The following is a 14494-nucleotide window of genomic DNA, read 5'->3' on the forward strand; positions in this document are numbered from 1 at the left end:
GATGGTGCCTCAGTTTTTCGTCCGAATAGATCGTTTAAATCGGTTATCTCCCGTTTCATCTAACCAGCCAATTGCAGTCTCCTAGCGTCGGCCCGACAACAGACCGACGGCGGGAGGGCTGCAGTGACGGTGCTGGCGGGTCTACGTGGGCTGACCATCGCCGCAGTGGCAGTGGCGGCCCTCCTGACCAGCGCGTACCTACTCGGTTCCAGCAGTGCGCCAGTCGACCGGGCCGACCCGGGTCCCACGCCCGCGCCGGCACCGGGCCCGACCCGCAGCGGACCTGACCCCGACCTGGTGCCGCCACCGACCCGGTCCACGGCGGCACCGGCGACGCCGACCGGGACACCGGACCCCGACCGGCCGGCGGCCCGGCTGCCGGCGTACGCCCCGTTGGCCCCCGACCACAGCGGACCGCACGGGACCCGCCGGACCAGCGGCAGCGCCGCGGTCGCCCTCACCTTCGACGACGGCCCGCACCCGGTGCACACCCAGCAGACCCTCGACGTGCTCCGCCAGTTCGGGGTGAAGGCGACCTTCTGCCTGGTCGGCCGGAACGTGGTCGCCCATCCGGAGCTGGTCCGGGCCATCGCCGCCGACGGGCACACCCTGTGCAACCACTCGTGGAGCCACGACTTCGACCTCGGCAGCTACCCGACGGCCGCGATCCGCACCGATCTGACCCGGACCTCCGAGGCGATCCGAGCCGCCGCCCCCGGCTACCCGGTCTCCTACTACCGCCAACCCGGTGGCTTCTGGACTCCCGCCGTGGTCGAGGTGGCGCGGGAACTGGGCATGACCTCGATCCACTGGACCATCGACCCGGCCGACTACTTCCAGCCCGGTGCGGGCAGCATCACCGCGACGGTGACCGCGCAGGCCATACCCGGGTCGGTGGTGCTGCTGCACGACGCCGGCGGCAACCGGACCGGCACGGTGCTGGCGCTGCGCTCGATCCTGCCGAACCTGCGCCAGCGCTTCCTGGTCGACGCGCTGCCGCCGATGGCCGAACCGGCCGACCAGCGCAGCCGCCGGCTGCACCTGCGCACCGGCCAGCTCTGACCCGCTGACCCGGGCCGGACGGGCCGGACGGGAGATACGGTGGGGCACGTGGCTGATCCGGTGACCCAGACGACCGTGACCGTCGAGTGGTCCGACCTGCTCCACCCCGCCCAGGTCGACCGGGTGCTGAAGCTGGCGGCGGCCGCTGCCGACACCGACGGCGCCGACCCGCTGCCGGAGCAGGTCGTCATCGGCCTGCGGGACGCGACGTCCGCCCGGCACCTCACGCTCTCCGACCCGGCCGGCGAGACGATCGGGTACGGGCACCTCGACCCGACCGATCCGGCCGGTCCGGTCGCCGAGCTGGTGGTCCACCCGGCACACCGGCGACGCGGGTACGGTCGTCGGCTGCTCGCCGGGCTGCTCGACGCCGTCGACCCGGCCACCCCGCTGCGCGTCTGGGCGCACGGCGACCATCCGTCGGCCGCCGCCCTCGCCCTCGATTACGGCTTCGTCCGCGACCGGGTGCTGTTGCAGCTGCGCCGCAAGCTGACCGAACCGCTGCCCGAGCCGGTCCTGCCGGCCGGGGTGCGGATGCGGTCGTTCGTGCCAGGTCAGGACGACGACGCCTGGGTGGCGCTCAACGCGAAGGCGTTTGCCGACCACCCCGAGCAGGGCCGGTGGGGGTTGCCGCAGCTGCACGCCCGGATCGCGCAGCCGTGGTTCGACCCGGCCGGTTTCCTGGTCGCCGAGGATCCGGCCGGCCGGCTGCTCGGCTTCCACTGGACCAAGGTGCACACCGGGCCGGCGGTCGGCGAGGTCTACGTACTCGGGGTGGATCCGGACGCGCACGGCGGCGGTCTCGGCCGCGCGCTGACCCTGGCCGGGCTGCGGCATCTGGCCGCCGCCGGGCTGCACCGGGCGATGCTCTACGTCGACGAGTCGAACACCGCCGCGGTACGGCTCTACACCCGGCTCGGCTTCCTGCGCTGGTCCACCGACGTCAACTACAAGCGGTAGCGACGCGATCGCTAAGGGCTCGCATCACTGATGCGGCGACAGGGATCGACTAGAGGCGACACACGTCGCAGATGGTCGGATATAAACCAAAGATCACCCGCAGCGCCGCCAGTTCACTTAACGGACATCTGCCCACGGGCCACTGGCAAACTCACCGGGCTTTTCTGTTCATCCATCGTTCATTTGCGTCCGGGTCGACGGCTACCTGCCCCTTCTAGCCTTGACTGTCAGGCTGATCGGGTCTGACGCACCCCTACAGATAGGTTTCCCAGGTGAACCGCAACGGGCTCACGCGGCGCGCCCGCTACTGCTCGGCGTCGTGCTGCTGATGACTCGGTGGCTGTCGTGGTCCGCAAGAGATTCCAGAACCGTGGTAGGCGTACCTCGATGACAGTCCCCTCCGCTACCCCTGTCAGGAAGACACCGAGGAGAGGAACATGACCTCCACCACCTCCAACCGGCCGTCGGTGAGCATCAACACAACCGGGATCGGCACCCAGCGCACCGGTAACGAGCAACCAGGACGTCCGGATGCCGGGCCCGTCATGGAGCTCGACGACGTCAGCGTCTACTACGACGCGTACCAGGCTGTCCGCAGCACGAACATGAAGATCGAGCAGAACAAGATCACGGCGATGATCGGCCCGTCGGGCTGCGGCAAGTCGACGATCCTCCGGTCGCTCAACCGGATGAACGATCTGATTCCCGGCGCCCGAGTCACCGGAATGGTCAAGTACCACGGACAGGACCTCTACGCCAAGGAGGTCGATCCAATCGAGGTGCGACGCCGGATCGGCATGGTGTTCCAGAAGCCGAACCCCTTCCCCAAGTCGATCTACGACAACGTGGCATACGGACCTCGGGTCACCGGCATGAAGGTCAGCAACATGAACGACCTGGTCGAGGAGGCGCTGCGAGGTGCCGCCCTGTGGGACGAGGTCAAGGACAAGCTCAAGTCGAGTGGCCTGTCGCTGTCCGGTGGCCAGCAGCAGCGGCTCTGCATCGCCCGGACGATCGCCGTCAGGCCGGACGTCATCCTGATGGACGAACCCTGCTCGGCTTTGGACCCGATCGCGACCAACAAGATCGAAGACCTGATGCACGAGTTGTCGGACCAGTACACGATCGTGATCGTCACCCACAACATGCAGCAGGCGGCTCGGGTAAGCCACTACACCGCCTTCTTCACCGCGGAGGTGGACGAGGATCAGGAGCGGCATGGCCAGCTGGTCGAGTTCGACGACACCAACAAGCTGTTCACCAACCCGAGTGACAAGCGGACCGAGGACTACATCACTGGCCGGTTCGGCTGACGACGCAGGACCAAGCAGAGGCGGCCCGGGGAACTCCGAATTCGGAGTTCCCCGGGCCGCCTCTACTGCTACAGGCCTGGTAGAAACGACGACTAATGAGGTCTGAAGAATCTCTCCCACCACAGTGCTGACAACCCATCATCAGCAGACACGACCGGCCCTTACCACTTCTTTTGGTATCGGTTGCGCAGCCAGATGGCGACAGAATTCATCAGCAGCAGCATGATGAGCATGACGATGACGCCGGCCGCAGCAAGCGGAATCATTCCTTCTTGTGCCCGACGCGCGTAGTTGTAGATCAGCACCGGAAGGGCAGTGTACTGACCTTCAAAGATCGAGGGGTTGAAGCGGATGAATGTCGCCGCACCCAACAGCAGCAAGGGTGCCGCTTCGCCGATGGCGCGTGAGATCGCAAGGATGACCCCGGTGAGGATGCCAGGGGATGCTGTTGGCAACACCTGACGCCATGTCGTCTGCCATGGAGTCGCACCAAGGGCGAGTGAGCCGTCGCGAATCGATGGGGGAACAGCCCGGATCGCTTCCCGGGAAGCAATGATCACGGTTGGCAGGACGAGAAGGGTCAGCGCGACAGCACCGGCAAAAAGGATAAAACCGATACCGATCGGCCCGCGTACCACAAAGGCAAGGACTAGGATACCGTAGATGATCGCCGGGATGGCCGCGAGATTCTGAATATTGATATCGATGATCTTGTTGTACCAGCGACGGCTGTTCGCGTACTCCTCCAGGTAGATCGCCGACGCCACCCCGAGAGGCACCACCATGACCGCCAGCAATCCCATGAGATAGAGAGTACCGATAATGGCCTGCTTGAATCCGGCACGTTCCGGGTTCGCCGAGGTGGATTTGGTGACGATATCAAATCCGAGCCGCGGCAGGCCTTTGTTGAATGCGTCGATCAGGATGGCAGCCAGACCGATCAGGGCAATGCTTACGGTGACGAGGAGCACGCCTTGAAAGATGCGATTGCGCAGGTTGTGGCCACCGGACTGCCGGGACAGGCCCGCCAGTGTGGCATTCCGCGCACCTTTTGCGGCGAATCGCGTCCGGCCACTGGTGCGCTGCAAGTCGTAGCTCATTCGTACACCTCACGGAACTTGCGCACCAGACGGATGCTGATCAAGTTCATTATCAGCGTCATGACGAACAGGAGCGTTCCCACCGCAAAGAGCGTGTCGTACTGGGTGGTCCCGGTAGCGACGTCGCCGCTTGCCGTGACCCCGATGTAGGCGGTCATCGCCTGGATGCTCTCTACCGGGTTGAGGCTCATGTTGGGGTTGTTGCCGGCGACCATGAGAACGATCATCGTCTCACCCAATGCCCGTGAGATTCCCAAGATGACCGACGCGATGACTCCCGAGATCGCTGCGGGGAAGACGACTCTGGTCGCCACATGCACCTTCGCCGAACCTAGAGCGTAGGCACCCTCACGGAGACCGGCCGGCACCGCTCGCATCGCGTCCTCGGAGATCGACGTGACGATCGGAACGATCATGAGACCGATGCACAACGAGGCAGCGCCGGCCATGAAGAATCCGGGTGGGCCGCCGAGGAAACTTCCCGGCCAGATGTCTTGGAGTAGCGGGGTGAGAAAGTAGACGCCGAAGAATCCGATGGCGACAGTGGGCACACCGGCCAGCACCTCGAGCACCGGCTTGACCACTTTTCGGAATCCGGGGCGGGCGTATTCGCTGAGGTAGATCGCTGTTCCGAGGCCGATCGGGATGGCGAAGACCATGGCCCAGAGGACGACGTTTAGAGTTCCGACCACCAAGGGGACGACCCCGAAACGGTCGGACCGCGGTGCCCATTCGGTGCCGGTCAGGAAGTCTATGATCGGGACGTCACGGAAGAACCCGATGGTCGGCCCCACCAGGGCGACGACGATCCCAGTCGTGGTGATCACTGAGATGGCCGCCGCGACGGCGAGGAGGGCCTTGATGGCCTTCTCGCCGTAACGTTTGCTGGACGCCTCAAGGCGGCGGGCACGGGTGCCCGCCGCATCGAAGGCTGTCATCTGACGGTCAGTCATGACAGACGAAGTCTCTCTACGTCGTTACTTGCCTAGGTCCGCGACACGCTTCTTCGACTCCTCGACCTGCGCATCGTTGAGCGGGATGAAGATGGCCTCGGTGGTGATGTCCTCCTGGTTCTCCAGGTAGAACTCGAAGAACGCGACCACCTCGGGACGCTGCACGGCATCCGCGGTGGCGTACCAGAACAACGGCCGTCCCAGCGGGTTGTAGGCGCCCTCGATCACGTTGTCCAACGTGGCGGCCACGCACTCGCCCGTGGCAGGGTCCTGGACTTCCAGGGCCCGGACCTTGCCGCCCGCCTCCTGCACGTACGAGAACGGAACGAAGGCCATTGCCCACGGGTCGCCGGAGACGCCGTTGACCGCAGCGTTGTCGTCCTCACCGATGTCGTTGTACCCCGTGGTGATCCGGCCCTCTTCGCCGTTGATCGCTTCGGTCCAGTAGTCGAAGGTGCCAGAGTCCTCGCCCGCCCCGTACAGGGTGATCGGCTCATCTGGAAGTTCGGTCTCCAGACCGGTCACGTCGCCCCAGCTGTCGACCGGCGAGTCGAGGTCCCAGATCTGCTTGAGCGAGTCGACGGTGATGCACTGCAGCGGGTTGTCCGGGTGGACCACCGCACCGAGCGCGTCGTTGGCGACCTGAACCTCCGCGTAGGCGACGTCGTTCGCCGCGCAGGCTTCGACCTCCGACTCCTTGATCGCACGGGAGGCACCGGTCATGTCGAGCTCACCGTTGCAGAACTTCTCGAACCCGCCGCTGGTGCCCGAGGTGCCCACCGGCACCGACACGCCCGGGTTGGCGTCCTCGAAGGCCTCCGCGGCCGTCTCGCTCAGCGGCGCGACGGTGCTGGAGCCGTCGAACACGATGGTGCCCGACAGCCCGGAAGAGTCGCTGCCGGTGGTGTCGCTATCACCGCTGCCGCACGCCGCGGCGGCCAAGGCCAGCGCGAGCGCGGCCGAGGTCAGGCCGATGCTTCGCATTCTCCTGGTCACGTCTGCCTACTCCTAGATTGCTTCAGGGGTCACGGCGTCGCCGCCAATCGGCGACGACGCAACTCATGAAAGGCGCTCGACATGAGTCCACGCCGAACCGAAGGTGAACGGATGTTGAACGATGACGTAGACCTCAGCGCAGGTCACGAGTCAATAACGGTACGGCCGGCCGTGCGCCGTTACCAAGTGTTCACATTTGGGCAGATGGGCACGAACGGCCACCCTTCGCTCAGCCAGGCTAGCGGCAACGCCGCTCGGTTAGGGCGTTGTGGCGGCTGTCAAGGGCGTGTCGCTCGGGCAAACGGAAGCGGAGTTCCGGATGGTCGACGAGATCCTCGCCGCGACCCGTCGTACCCAGCAAAGGATCCGGCTGCTCCCGGCCCGGGTGACGGTGTACCTGGTCCTGGCGGGTTGCCTGTTCGCCGAACTCGGCTACCCGCAGGTGTGGCGGAAACTGACCGCCGGTCTGACCGGGCTGGACCTGGCCGCCCCGTCCTCGGGCACGCTACGGGAAGCCAGGCGGCGACTCGGGTCCGCGCCGCTACAGGCGTTGTTCGACCCGCTGCGTGGCCCGGCCGTGACCACGGCGAAACACGCCGTGCGATGGCGGGGTCTGCTGCTGACCGCGATCGACGGGACCACGATGTCCGTCGCCGACGCCGGGAAGGTCCGGACCCGCTACCGCAAACAACGGGGTAACCACGGCGGCGCCGGCTACCCGGCACTACGGCTCAGTGTCCTGCTGACCTGCGGTACCCGCTCGATCATCGACGCCGCGTTCGACCCGATCAGCACCGGCGAACTCGACCAGGCCCGCACCCTGGCCCGTAGCCTACGGGCCGGGATGCTGTTGCCGGCCGACCGTAACCACGCCGCCGCCGACCTCATCGCCACCCTCGTCGCGACCAGGGCCGACCTGCTGATCCGCTGCAAGAACGGCCGCCGCCTGCCCGTGATCACCCGTTACCGCGACGGGTCCTGGCTATCGACCATCGGCACTGTACGCGTGCGGGTCATCGACGCCCAGATCAGCGTCACCACCAGCGACGGCACCCACACCAGCGGCTACCGGCTGGTCACCACCCTGCTCGACGCGCACCGCTACCCCGCCGGCGACCTGATCCGGCTGTATCACCGCAGGTGGGAGATCGAAACCGCCTACCTGGAGATCAAATCCAGCATCCTCGGCGGTCGGGTCCTGCGCGCCCGTACCCCCGACGGCATCGACCAGGAGATCTACGCCCTACTCACCGTCTATCAGGTACTGCGCACCGCCATGACCGACGCCACCGACAGCCAGCCCGCCACCAGCCCCGACCGGGCCAGCTTCACCACCGCCCTGAACGCCGCCCGCGACCAGATCACCAACGCCGCCGGCGTCCTCGCCGACACCGTCATCGACCTGGTCGGCGCCATCGGCCGCGCGGTCCTGGCCCACCTGCTACCCGACCGCCGGATCCGGGTGAAGACCCGGATGATCAAACGCTCGAACTCCAAGTACCAGGCTCGCGGACCCAGCATAGACCGGCGCAGCTACAAAGCGACTATAGCAGTCGATATCATCACAAACCATTGCGAAGCATCCGCCGGACCTTAACCGAGCGGCGTTGAGGCTAGCCGGGGAGCAGTCAGTCGCCTGCAGTTGACCAGGTTGTACCGCTGGGCCCAACCACCCTCGACCAGCTGACCCGCCGCCCACCACCACGGCGCTGCCGCCACCGGCCACGCCGACCCCACAGTCACGATGACCCACGAGACTTGGGACTACTTACGTTCAACCTGCGTTCACCCTTGAGTTCTCAAGCGCTCACGTCAAGGGTCTGTGATGGTCGGCGGTAGTCGCCACTACACGACAGGGACGGACGATGAGCGATAGCACGACCGACCGGTCTCTATCGGCATCACCTCCGGGCTTGCCCCGCGTCTGGCGGTACACCGCGTCCTGCGCCGGAAAGACCGACGACGCAGGCGAGCACCACAACCGCCTGGTCGTGTCCGACAACACTGGACGCCTGTTCACCGCCCCAGATGACACGTAAACCGAGGACCACAGCACGGGCCGGTTCGGTGAGGAGAAGGCCCGTGGTCTCCCGCACAACGGTCCGCACCAGATTCCTCCTGCTCATCATCGATCCAGACCGCGCGGCGATGGAGGCACTTGCCGAGCAGCTACGGCATTGCCGGATCGACGTGATCTGCTCAGATGATGCCGCGGAAGCCCTCGTCCGAGCCGGCGCATTGACCCCGGACGCGGTGCTCACCGCCGCCACGGTCGCACCATTGGACGGAGCATCGATAGCGCGCGCCCTGCAACGATGCGGCGCCATCCCCACCTTGGTCGGCGTCGGTCAGGACGACGGCCATCACGCTTCCGCCGCATTGTCTGTAGGTGCACGGGCCTGCATACCCCGCCCCTACCGGCTCAAGGACATCCTGCCGCTGCTACGTGCCATATCCCCAGACACGGTGACCGACGACCGGCCGCCCCTGCACGCAGGTGCTCTCACCCTCGATTCGGCAGCCCACGCGGTCTACCTGCACGGCAGTCGGATCAGCCTGCCTCTTCGCGAGTTCCAGCTCCTTCACCTGCTGATGCTGCACGCGGGACGAGTGGTGACGCGCCATCAGATCAACCAGCTGGTCTGGGCAGGCGAAGGCGAAGGATCCAATACCGTCAACGTCCATATCCGGAGGCTGCGCACCCGTCTCGGCGACAATCCAAAGGAACCGTTTATCATCGTCGCAGTGCGCGGCATAGGCTACCGCCTCGATCCGCCGACGTCCCCCTCATTTGGCGACAAGAAGTACTGAAACCGCAGCCAGGTTCATCAGACTAGTGGCGGGAACCGAAAGGCACGACAAAGCTCACCGTACCGTCGGGGTCAACCCGCAGCTCGGGTCTGACCGGCACGGCCGGATCGCGGCCGGCCGCGGCCGCGAAGACGCCGTCCAGGTCGGCGCAGCCGCCGACCTCTGCCAGGGTGACCCGGGTCGGTGGCAGCAGGCTCCACTGCCCCGCGTCGGCGCGGCCAAGGGCGGTGGACGGCGGCACCCAGACCGTGTGGTCCGCCTCACCGGAGACGTCCCGGGGGACCTGGCCGGCCGGCAGCCGCGCCACGAAGAAGTAGGTGTCGAACCGGCGCGGCTCGAACTCGGGCGTGATCCACCTGCTCCACGCCGCGAGCAGATCGGCACGCAAGGTCAGTCCGCGACGCCGTAACAGGTCTCCGAAGCTGAACGAGCGGGCCAGCAGCGCCTGCCGCTCGGCCTCCCAGTCGTCACCGGCCACATCGCCGACGACCGTGTCCCCGTCCGGACCGGCGAGCAGCACCCCGGCTTCCTCGAAGACCTCGCGGGCGGCGGCGCAGACGACCGCCTGCGCCTCGGCCGGCGGGCACCCGAGCCGGGCGGACCACTCGGCCGGCTCCGGTCCGGCCCAACGCAGGTCCGTGCCGGCGTCGGACGGGTCGACCCCGCCGCCGGGAAAGGCGTACACGCCGCCGAAGGCCACCGCCGCGACCCGCCGGATCAGGTACGCCTCGAACCCACTCGCGCCGGGCGGGGTCGACGGGCGCAGCAGCAGCACCGTCGCCGCCACCCGTGGCTGCACCGGGGAGCGACCTGCCGCATAGAACCGACTGGCCTGCTCGATCATCGGCTCGGGAACCGGGAACGCCAGCGGTACGGCGACGCTCGATTTGTCGTCGATGGTCACGCCGTGAGGGTAGGCGGACGACGGGCCGCCCACCAGTTCGCCCCGTCGTGCCGGCGCGTCGGCACGGTCGGTTAGCGTGCTGGGCATGACACGTTGGGGAATTCTGGCCACCGGCGGCATCGCCGCCCGCTTCGTCGAGGACCTGCGGCTGCTGCCCGACGCCGAGGTGCTGGCCGTCGGCTCCCGCTCCACGCCCGCCGCCCGGGCATTCGCCGACCGGTTCGACATCCCGAGGGCGTACGGGTCGTGGGCGGAGCTGGCGGCGGACACCGACGTCGACGTCGTCTACGTGGCGACCCCGCACTCCGCGCACCACGCCGCCACGATGACCTGCCTCACGGCCGGTCGGGCGGTGCTCTGCGAGAAGCCGTTCACCCTCGACCTGGCGACCAGCACCGAGCTGGTGGAGACCGCCCGCGACCGCGACGTGTTCCTGATGGAAGCGATGTGGATGCGCTGCAACCCGACCATCCGGCGGGTGTGCGAGCTGATCGCCGACGGGGCGATCGGCGAGGTGACCGCCATTCACGCGGACTTCGGGCTGGCCGGCCCGTTCGCCCCGGAGAGCCGGCTGCGGGACCCCGCGCAGGGCGGTGGTGCGCTGCTGGACCTCGGGGTGTATCCGGTGAGCCTGGCGCATCTGGTCCTCGGCCGGCCGGACTCGGTGCACTCCTGGGCACAGCTCACCCCGGAGGGCGTGGACCAGAACACCGGCGTCCTACTGGGCTACGGCAGCGGCGCGGTGGCGGCGCTGACCTGTGGGCTGGTCGGTGCGACCGCGGTCGCGGCGACGATCACCGGCAGCACGGGGCGGATCGCGCTGCCGGACCCGTTCTTCTGCCCGAGTGAGTTCACCCTGCGCCGGGCCGGCTCCGATCCGGAAACCATCCGGGTGGTGGAGCCGGCCGGCAACGGCTACCAGTACGAGGCGGCCGAGGTGCAGCGGTGTCTGACCGCCGGGCTGCGGGAGAGCCCGTTGGTGCCGCCCGCGGTGAGCCTCGAGGTGATGGAGTTGCTGGACACGATCCGGGGCCAGATCGGCGTCAGCTACCCCTGAGCGGGTTCGGACACGACAGCCGGGGTCACGAGCGGGTGGCTACCCCGAGTTGGTCAAGCAGGTCACGGACGCGGCGCTCCACGGCGTCGCGGATCGGGCGGATGTCGGCGACACCCAGGCCGGCCGGGTCGTCGAAGCTCCAGTCCTCGTAGCGTTTGCCGGGCAGTACCGGGCAGGCGTCACCGCAGCCCATGGTGACGACGACGTCGGCGGCGGCCACCACCTCCTCGGTCCACGGCTTCGGGTACTCGCCGGTGATGTCGATGCCGCGCTCGGCCATCGCGGCGACCACCGCCGGATTGACCTCGATGCCCGGATCGGATCCACCGGACCAGGCGACCGCACGGTCCCCGGCGAGGTGGGTGAAGAAGCCGAGGGCCATCTGTGAGCGGCCGGCGTTGTGGACGCAGAGGAACAGCACGATCGGCCGGTCGTCGCTGCGCAGCCCTTCGACCCGGGCCAACGCGGTGAGCCGCTGCCGGGCGAACCGCTCGGCGAGCAGCGGCAGGAAGTGGACGACGGTGCTGTGCGCGGCGAACTGGTCGTAGCTGGTGTGCAGGAACCGTTCGATGGTCTCGGCTCCGTAGACACCGTCGAACTCGTTGCGCAGCCGGACGGCGGCGGTGTGCAGGGCGGTGGTCTGGTCCATCGACAGGTCGGGGCGTCGGTGCGCGGTGACGTCGGTCATAACTTCTCCGTAGGTGATGGCGGGTGCCAGCCGGTCGACCCGGTCGGCGAGGTCCGCGAGGGCCGCTTCGAACGCGGCGTCGTCGTCGACTCGGGTCGGGTCGGGTACGGCCCAGTGCAGTCGCGGGTTGGAGTGGTCGGCGAGGGTCTCGTGGGCGTTGTCGCAGACGGCGACGATCAGGTCGTTGGGGCGGAGCACGTCGTCGAGGCGTACCGGTGGGATTTCCGGCACGGTGAGGCCGTGCCGGTGGGCGACCCGGATGGCCCGTGGGTGGATGCGGTTGGCCGGGTCGGTGCCGGCCGAGGCGGCCGGCACCGGGCTGCGCCGCCGCCAGAGAGCGGCGGCAAGGTGCGACCGCGCGGAGTTGGCGGTGCAGACGAACATCACCCGGGCGGCGGTTCTGGCCGGTTGCGGATGCAGCCCGAGGAGCGCGTCGGGGACGAGCCGGACGTACGTGCGTCGGCGGTCGCCCTCGGACCGGATCCGGCGCAGCAGCCCGCAGTCCTGCAGCACCTTGAGGTGGTGGGCGACCAGGTTGGTCGGCAGGTCAAGCCTCCTGGCGATTTCGCCAGGAGCGGCGTCGGCGACCAGCAGGATGTCGACGATCGCCAGCCGGGACGGATCGCCGAGCGCGGCGTGCACCCGGGCTCGATCCTCAAGGGTAAAATTTTCAGCTAACATCGACTCAATGATGACTGAGCTATCGTACCGAAGCAACCCGTCTGTACCCGGCGAACTGGTGGCCGGACCGGCCGGCATGTGATCTATGTCAAGAGTTGCGGACGCTGTCACTCGGTCGTGATTGAATCATCTTGTGCTGATATCAGATGCGCCTGATGTGTTGCGCCTGCTGGCCGACCCGCTGCGCGCGCAACTCGTCGGGCTGCTGGCCCAGGGGCCGGCGTGCACCTGCCACCTGGTCGACGACACCGGCGCCAAGCAGCCGAACGTCTCCAACCACCTGCGGTTGCTGCGCGAAGCCGGCCTGGTGACGGCCGAAGCGTACGGCCGGTTCACCTATTACCGACTGGTGCCCGAGGCGCTGCGCGCCGCCGCGACGCACTTGGCCGACCTCGCCGACCAGGCCACCGCCAACGCCGAATCCCGCCGGGAGTGCTGAATGACCGCCACCGAAACCCGCGGCGCGATGGCCGGCCTGTCGCGCCTCGACCGGTTCCTCCCGCTGTGGATCGGGCTGGCGATGGTCGCCGGGCTCGCCCTGGGCCGGCTCGTGCCCGGTCTGGACTCCGCGCTGGAGGCGGTGCAGATCGGCGGCATCTCGTTGCCGATCGGGCTCGGCCTGCTGATCATGATGTATCCGGTGCTGGCCAAGGTGCGCTACGACCGCCTCGGCACGGTCACCGCCGACCGCCGGCTGCTGGTCTCCTCGCTGGTGCTCAACTGGATCGTCGGCCCGGCCCTGATGTTCGCCCTGGCCTGGATCTTCCTGGCCGACCACGCCGAGTACCGCACCGGCCTGATCATCGTCGGTCTGGCCCGGTGCATCGCCATGGTGATCATCTGGAACGACCTGGCGTGCGGAGACCGGGAGGCCGCCGCCGTCCTGGTCGCGCTCAACTCGATGTTCCAGGTCCTGGCGTTCGGTGTGCTCGGCTGGTTCTACCTGTCGGTGCTACCCGAGTGGCTCAACCTCGCCGGGGAACCGTTACGCGTCTCAGCCTGGGAGATCGCGGCAAACGTACTGGTCTTCCTCGGCATCCCGCTACTGGCCGGCTACCTCACCCGCCGGTTCGGCGAGCGGGCCAAGGGCCGGCACTGGTACGAGACCCGGTTCATCCCACGGATCGGGCCGGTCGCGCTCTACGGGCTGCTGTTCACCATCGTGATCCTGTTCGCGCTGCAGGGTGACGCGATCACCGGGCAACCGTGGGACGTGGCCCTGATCGCCGTACCGCTACTGGCCTACTTCGCCCTGATGTGGGCCGGCGCGTTCCTGCTCGGCCGGGCGATCGGGCTGCGATACGAACGCACCACGACCCTGGCGTTCACCGCAGCCGGCAACAACTTCGAGCTGGCGATCGCCGTAGCCATCGGCACCTTCGGCGTGACCAGCGGCCAGGCGCTCGCCGGCGTGGTCGGCCCGCTGATCGAGGTGCCGGTGCTGGTCGCCCTGGTATACCTGAGCCTCGCGCTACGTCGGCGGATGTTCCCGGCGGAGCCGTCCGCCCCGTCGCCCGTCACCGTTGGAAAGGGATAGCCGACCCATGGCAGGTAAGCCCAGTGTGCTGTTCGTCTGCGTCCACAACGCGGGCCGGTCCCAGATGGCCGCCGGCTGGCTGCGTCACCTCGGCGGCGACGCGGTCGAGGTCCGCTCGGCCGGCTCCGCGCCGGCCGAGTCGGTCAACCCGGCGGCGGTCGAGGCGATGCGCGAGGTCGGCATCGACATCACCGACCAGACGCCGAAGCTGCTGGAGTGGTCCACCGCCGAGTCCTCGGACGTAATCGTCACGATGGGCTGCGGCGACGCCTGCCCGGTCTTTCCCGGCAAGCGGTACGAGGACTGGCAGCTGACCGACCCGGCCGGCAAGGGCGTCGAGGCGGTCCGGCCGATCCGCGACGAGATCCGCCGCCGGGTCGAGGCGCTGCTCGCCGACCTGGTGCCGGCCGGCCGACCCGGCGGCTGAGCGCC

Annotated in this window: 14 protein-coding genes; 9 read left to right on the forward strand and 5 right to left on the reverse strand. The window is 67.9% G+C overall.

Going from position 1 to position 14494, the window contains the following annotated elements; translation table 11 throughout:
- Positions 1 to 123 precede the first annotated feature (123 nt).
- The 3 genes from EDC02_RS31285 (at position 124) to pstB (ending at position 3335) form a co-directional block, all read left to right on the forward strand.
- Positions 124 to 1062, forward strand: a complete 939-nt coding sequence (locus tag EDC02_RS31285) for a polysaccharide deacetylase family protein (RefSeq protein WP_199757983.1) — start codon at positions 124 to 126, stop codon at positions 1060 to 1062.
- Positions 1063 to 1110: 48 nt separating this feature from the next.
- The gene (gene mshD / locus EDC02_RS31290) at positions 1111 to 2022 is read left to right on the forward strand and encodes a mycothiol synthase (RefSeq protein WP_233606541.1); all 912 of its coding nucleotides are present in this window, start codon (positions 1111 to 1113) and stop codon (positions 2020 to 2022) included.
- A 437-nt stretch (positions 2023 to 2459) separates the two neighbouring features.
- On the forward strand, positions 2460 to 3335 hold the full coding sequence (gene pstB / locus EDC02_RS31295; protein ID WP_123605855.1) for a phosphate ABC transporter ATP-binding protein PstB: 876 nt from the start codon (positions 2460 to 2462) through the stop codon (positions 3333 to 3335).
- Positions 3336 to 3496: 161 nt separating this feature from the next.
- Here the strand turns inward: pstB and pstA are convergent, their stop codons facing one another.
- The 3 genes from pstA to EDC02_RS31310 are packed head-to-tail and all read right to left on the reverse strand — an operon-like array spanning position 3497 to position 6384.
- Positions 3497 to 4435 carry a phosphate ABC transporter permease PstA gene (gene pstA / locus EDC02_RS31300; RefSeq protein WP_123605856.1) on the reverse strand — a complete coding sequence of 313 codons (939 nt, stop codon included), beginning with the start codon at positions 4433 to 4435 and terminating at the stop codon, positions 3497 to 3499.
- A complete protein-coding gene (pstC, locus tag EDC02_RS31305) occupies positions 4432 to 5388 on the reverse strand; it encodes a phosphate ABC transporter permease subunit PstC (RefSeq protein WP_199757984.1) in 957 nt (318 codons plus the stop codon). The genes pstA and pstC overlap by 4 nt, the downstream gene beginning before the upstream one ends.
- A 24-nt stretch (positions 5389 to 5412) precedes the next feature.
- Complete coding sequence (locus EDC02_RS31310) at positions 5413 to 6384, reverse strand: phosphate ABC transporter substrate-binding protein PstS family protein (RefSeq protein WP_199757985.1); 972 nt, start codon at positions 6382 to 6384, stop codon at positions 5413 to 5415.
- A gap of 319 nt (positions 6385 to 6703) precedes the next feature.
- On the opposite strand from EDC02_RS31310, the gene EDC02_RS31315 reads away from it, so the two are divergent.
- Both EDC02_RS31315 and EDC02_RS31320 read left to right on the forward strand, forming a co-directional pair.
- On the forward strand, positions 6704 to 7981 hold the full coding sequence (locus tag EDC02_RS31315) for an IS4 family transposase (protein WP_233606542.1): 1278 nt from the start codon (positions 6704 to 6706) through the stop codon (positions 7979 to 7981).
- A gap of 485 nt (positions 7982 to 8466) precedes the next feature.
- On the forward strand, positions 8467 to 9195 hold the full coding sequence (locus EDC02_RS31320) for a response regulator transcription factor (RefSeq protein WP_158632383.1): 729 nt from the start codon (positions 8467 to 8469) through the stop codon (positions 9193 to 9195).
- Between the two features lie 22 nt (positions 9196 to 9217).
- Here EDC02_RS31320 and EDC02_RS31325 read toward each other — a convergent pair whose 3' ends face one another.
- Complete coding sequence (locus tag EDC02_RS31325) at positions 9218 to 10039, reverse strand: NUDIX domain-containing protein (protein WP_123607276.1); 822 nt, start codon at positions 10037 to 10039, stop codon at positions 9218 to 9220.
- A 145-nt stretch (positions 10040 to 10184) separates the two neighbouring features.
- Here EDC02_RS31325 and EDC02_RS31330 point away from each other — a divergent pair, with 145 nt between their 5' ends.
- Positions 10185 to 11156, forward strand: a complete 972-nt coding sequence (locus EDC02_RS31330) for a Gfo/Idh/MocA family protein (RefSeq protein WP_123605860.1) — start codon at positions 10185 to 10187, stop codon at positions 11154 to 11156.
- Between the two features lie 25 nt (positions 11157 to 11181).
- Here the strand turns inward: EDC02_RS31330 and EDC02_RS42015 are convergent, their stop codons facing one another.
- The gene (locus tag EDC02_RS42015; protein WP_233606543.1) at positions 11182 to 12525 is read right to left on the reverse strand and encodes a three-helix bundle dimerization domain-containing protein; all 1344 of its coding nucleotides are present in this window, start codon (positions 12523 to 12525) and stop codon (positions 11182 to 11184) included.
- 133 nt (positions 12526 to 12658) lie between these two features.
- Here EDC02_RS42015 and EDC02_RS31345 point away from each other — a divergent pair, with 133 nt between their 5' ends.
- Genes EDC02_RS31345 through EDC02_RS31355 form a run of 3 tightly spaced genes read left to right on the forward strand, consistent with a single transcriptional unit; the run spans position 12659 to position 14489 of the window.
- Positions 12659 to 12964 carry a helix-turn-helix transcriptional regulator gene (locus EDC02_RS31345; protein WP_233606544.1) on the forward strand — a complete coding sequence of 102 codons (306 nt, stop codon included), beginning with the start codon at positions 12659 to 12661 and terminating at the stop codon, positions 12962 to 12964.
- A complete protein-coding gene (arsB, locus tag EDC02_RS31350; RefSeq protein ID WP_305036226.1) occupies positions 12965 to 14062 on the forward strand; it encodes an ACR3 family arsenite efflux transporter in 1098 nt (365 codons plus the stop codon).
- Between the two features lie 7 nt (positions 14063 to 14069).
- On the forward strand, positions 14070 to 14489 hold the full coding sequence (locus EDC02_RS31355; protein ID WP_123605862.1) for an arsenate reductase ArsC: 420 nt from the start codon (positions 14070 to 14072) through the stop codon (positions 14487 to 14489).
- The last annotated feature ends 5 nt before the right edge of the window (positions 14490 to 14494 follow it).

Source organism: Micromonospora sp. Llam0 (assembly GCF_003751085.1).
GTDB lineage: Bacteria > Actinomycetota > Actinomycetes > Mycobacteriales > Micromonosporaceae > Micromonospora_E.

Excerpts from the sequence above, each read along its gene's own strand:
- EDC02_RS31325 (WP_123607276.1), bottom strand. The coding sequence starts at position 10,039 with ATGATCGAGCAGGCCAGTCGGTTCTATGCGGCAGGTCGCTCCCCGGTG.
- EDC02_RS42015 (WP_233606543.1), bottom strand. The coding sequence starts at position 12,525 with ATGTTAGCTGAAAATTTTACCCTTGAGGATCGAGCCCGGGTGCACGCC.
- EDC02_RS31315 (WP_233606542.1), top strand. The coding sequence starts at position 6,704 with ATGGTCGACGAGATCCTCGCCGCGACCCGTCGTACCCAGCAAAGGATC.
- EDC02_RS31355 (WP_123605862.1), top strand. The coding sequence starts at position 14,070 with ATGGCAGGTAAGCCCAGTGTGCTGTTCGTCTGCGTCCACAACGCGGGC.
- pstB (WP_123605855.1), top strand. The coding sequence starts at position 2,460 with ATGACCTCCACCACCTCCAACCGGCCGTCGGTGAGCATCAACACAACC.
- EDC02_RS31330 (WP_123605860.1), top strand. The coding sequence starts at position 10,185 with ATGACACGTTGGGGAATTCTGGCCACCGGCGGCATCGCCGCCCGCTTC.
- pstC (WP_199757984.1), bottom strand. The coding sequence starts at position 5,388 with ATGACTGACCGTCAGATGACAGCCTTCGATGCGGCGGGCACCCGTGCC.
- arsB (WP_305036226.1), top strand. The coding sequence starts at position 12,965 with ATGACCGCCACCGAAACCCGCGGCGCGATGGCCGGCCTGTCGCGCCTC.
- pstA (WP_123605856.1), bottom strand. The coding sequence starts at position 4,435 with ATGAGCTACGACTTGCAGCGCACCAGTGGCCGGACGCGATTCGCCGCA.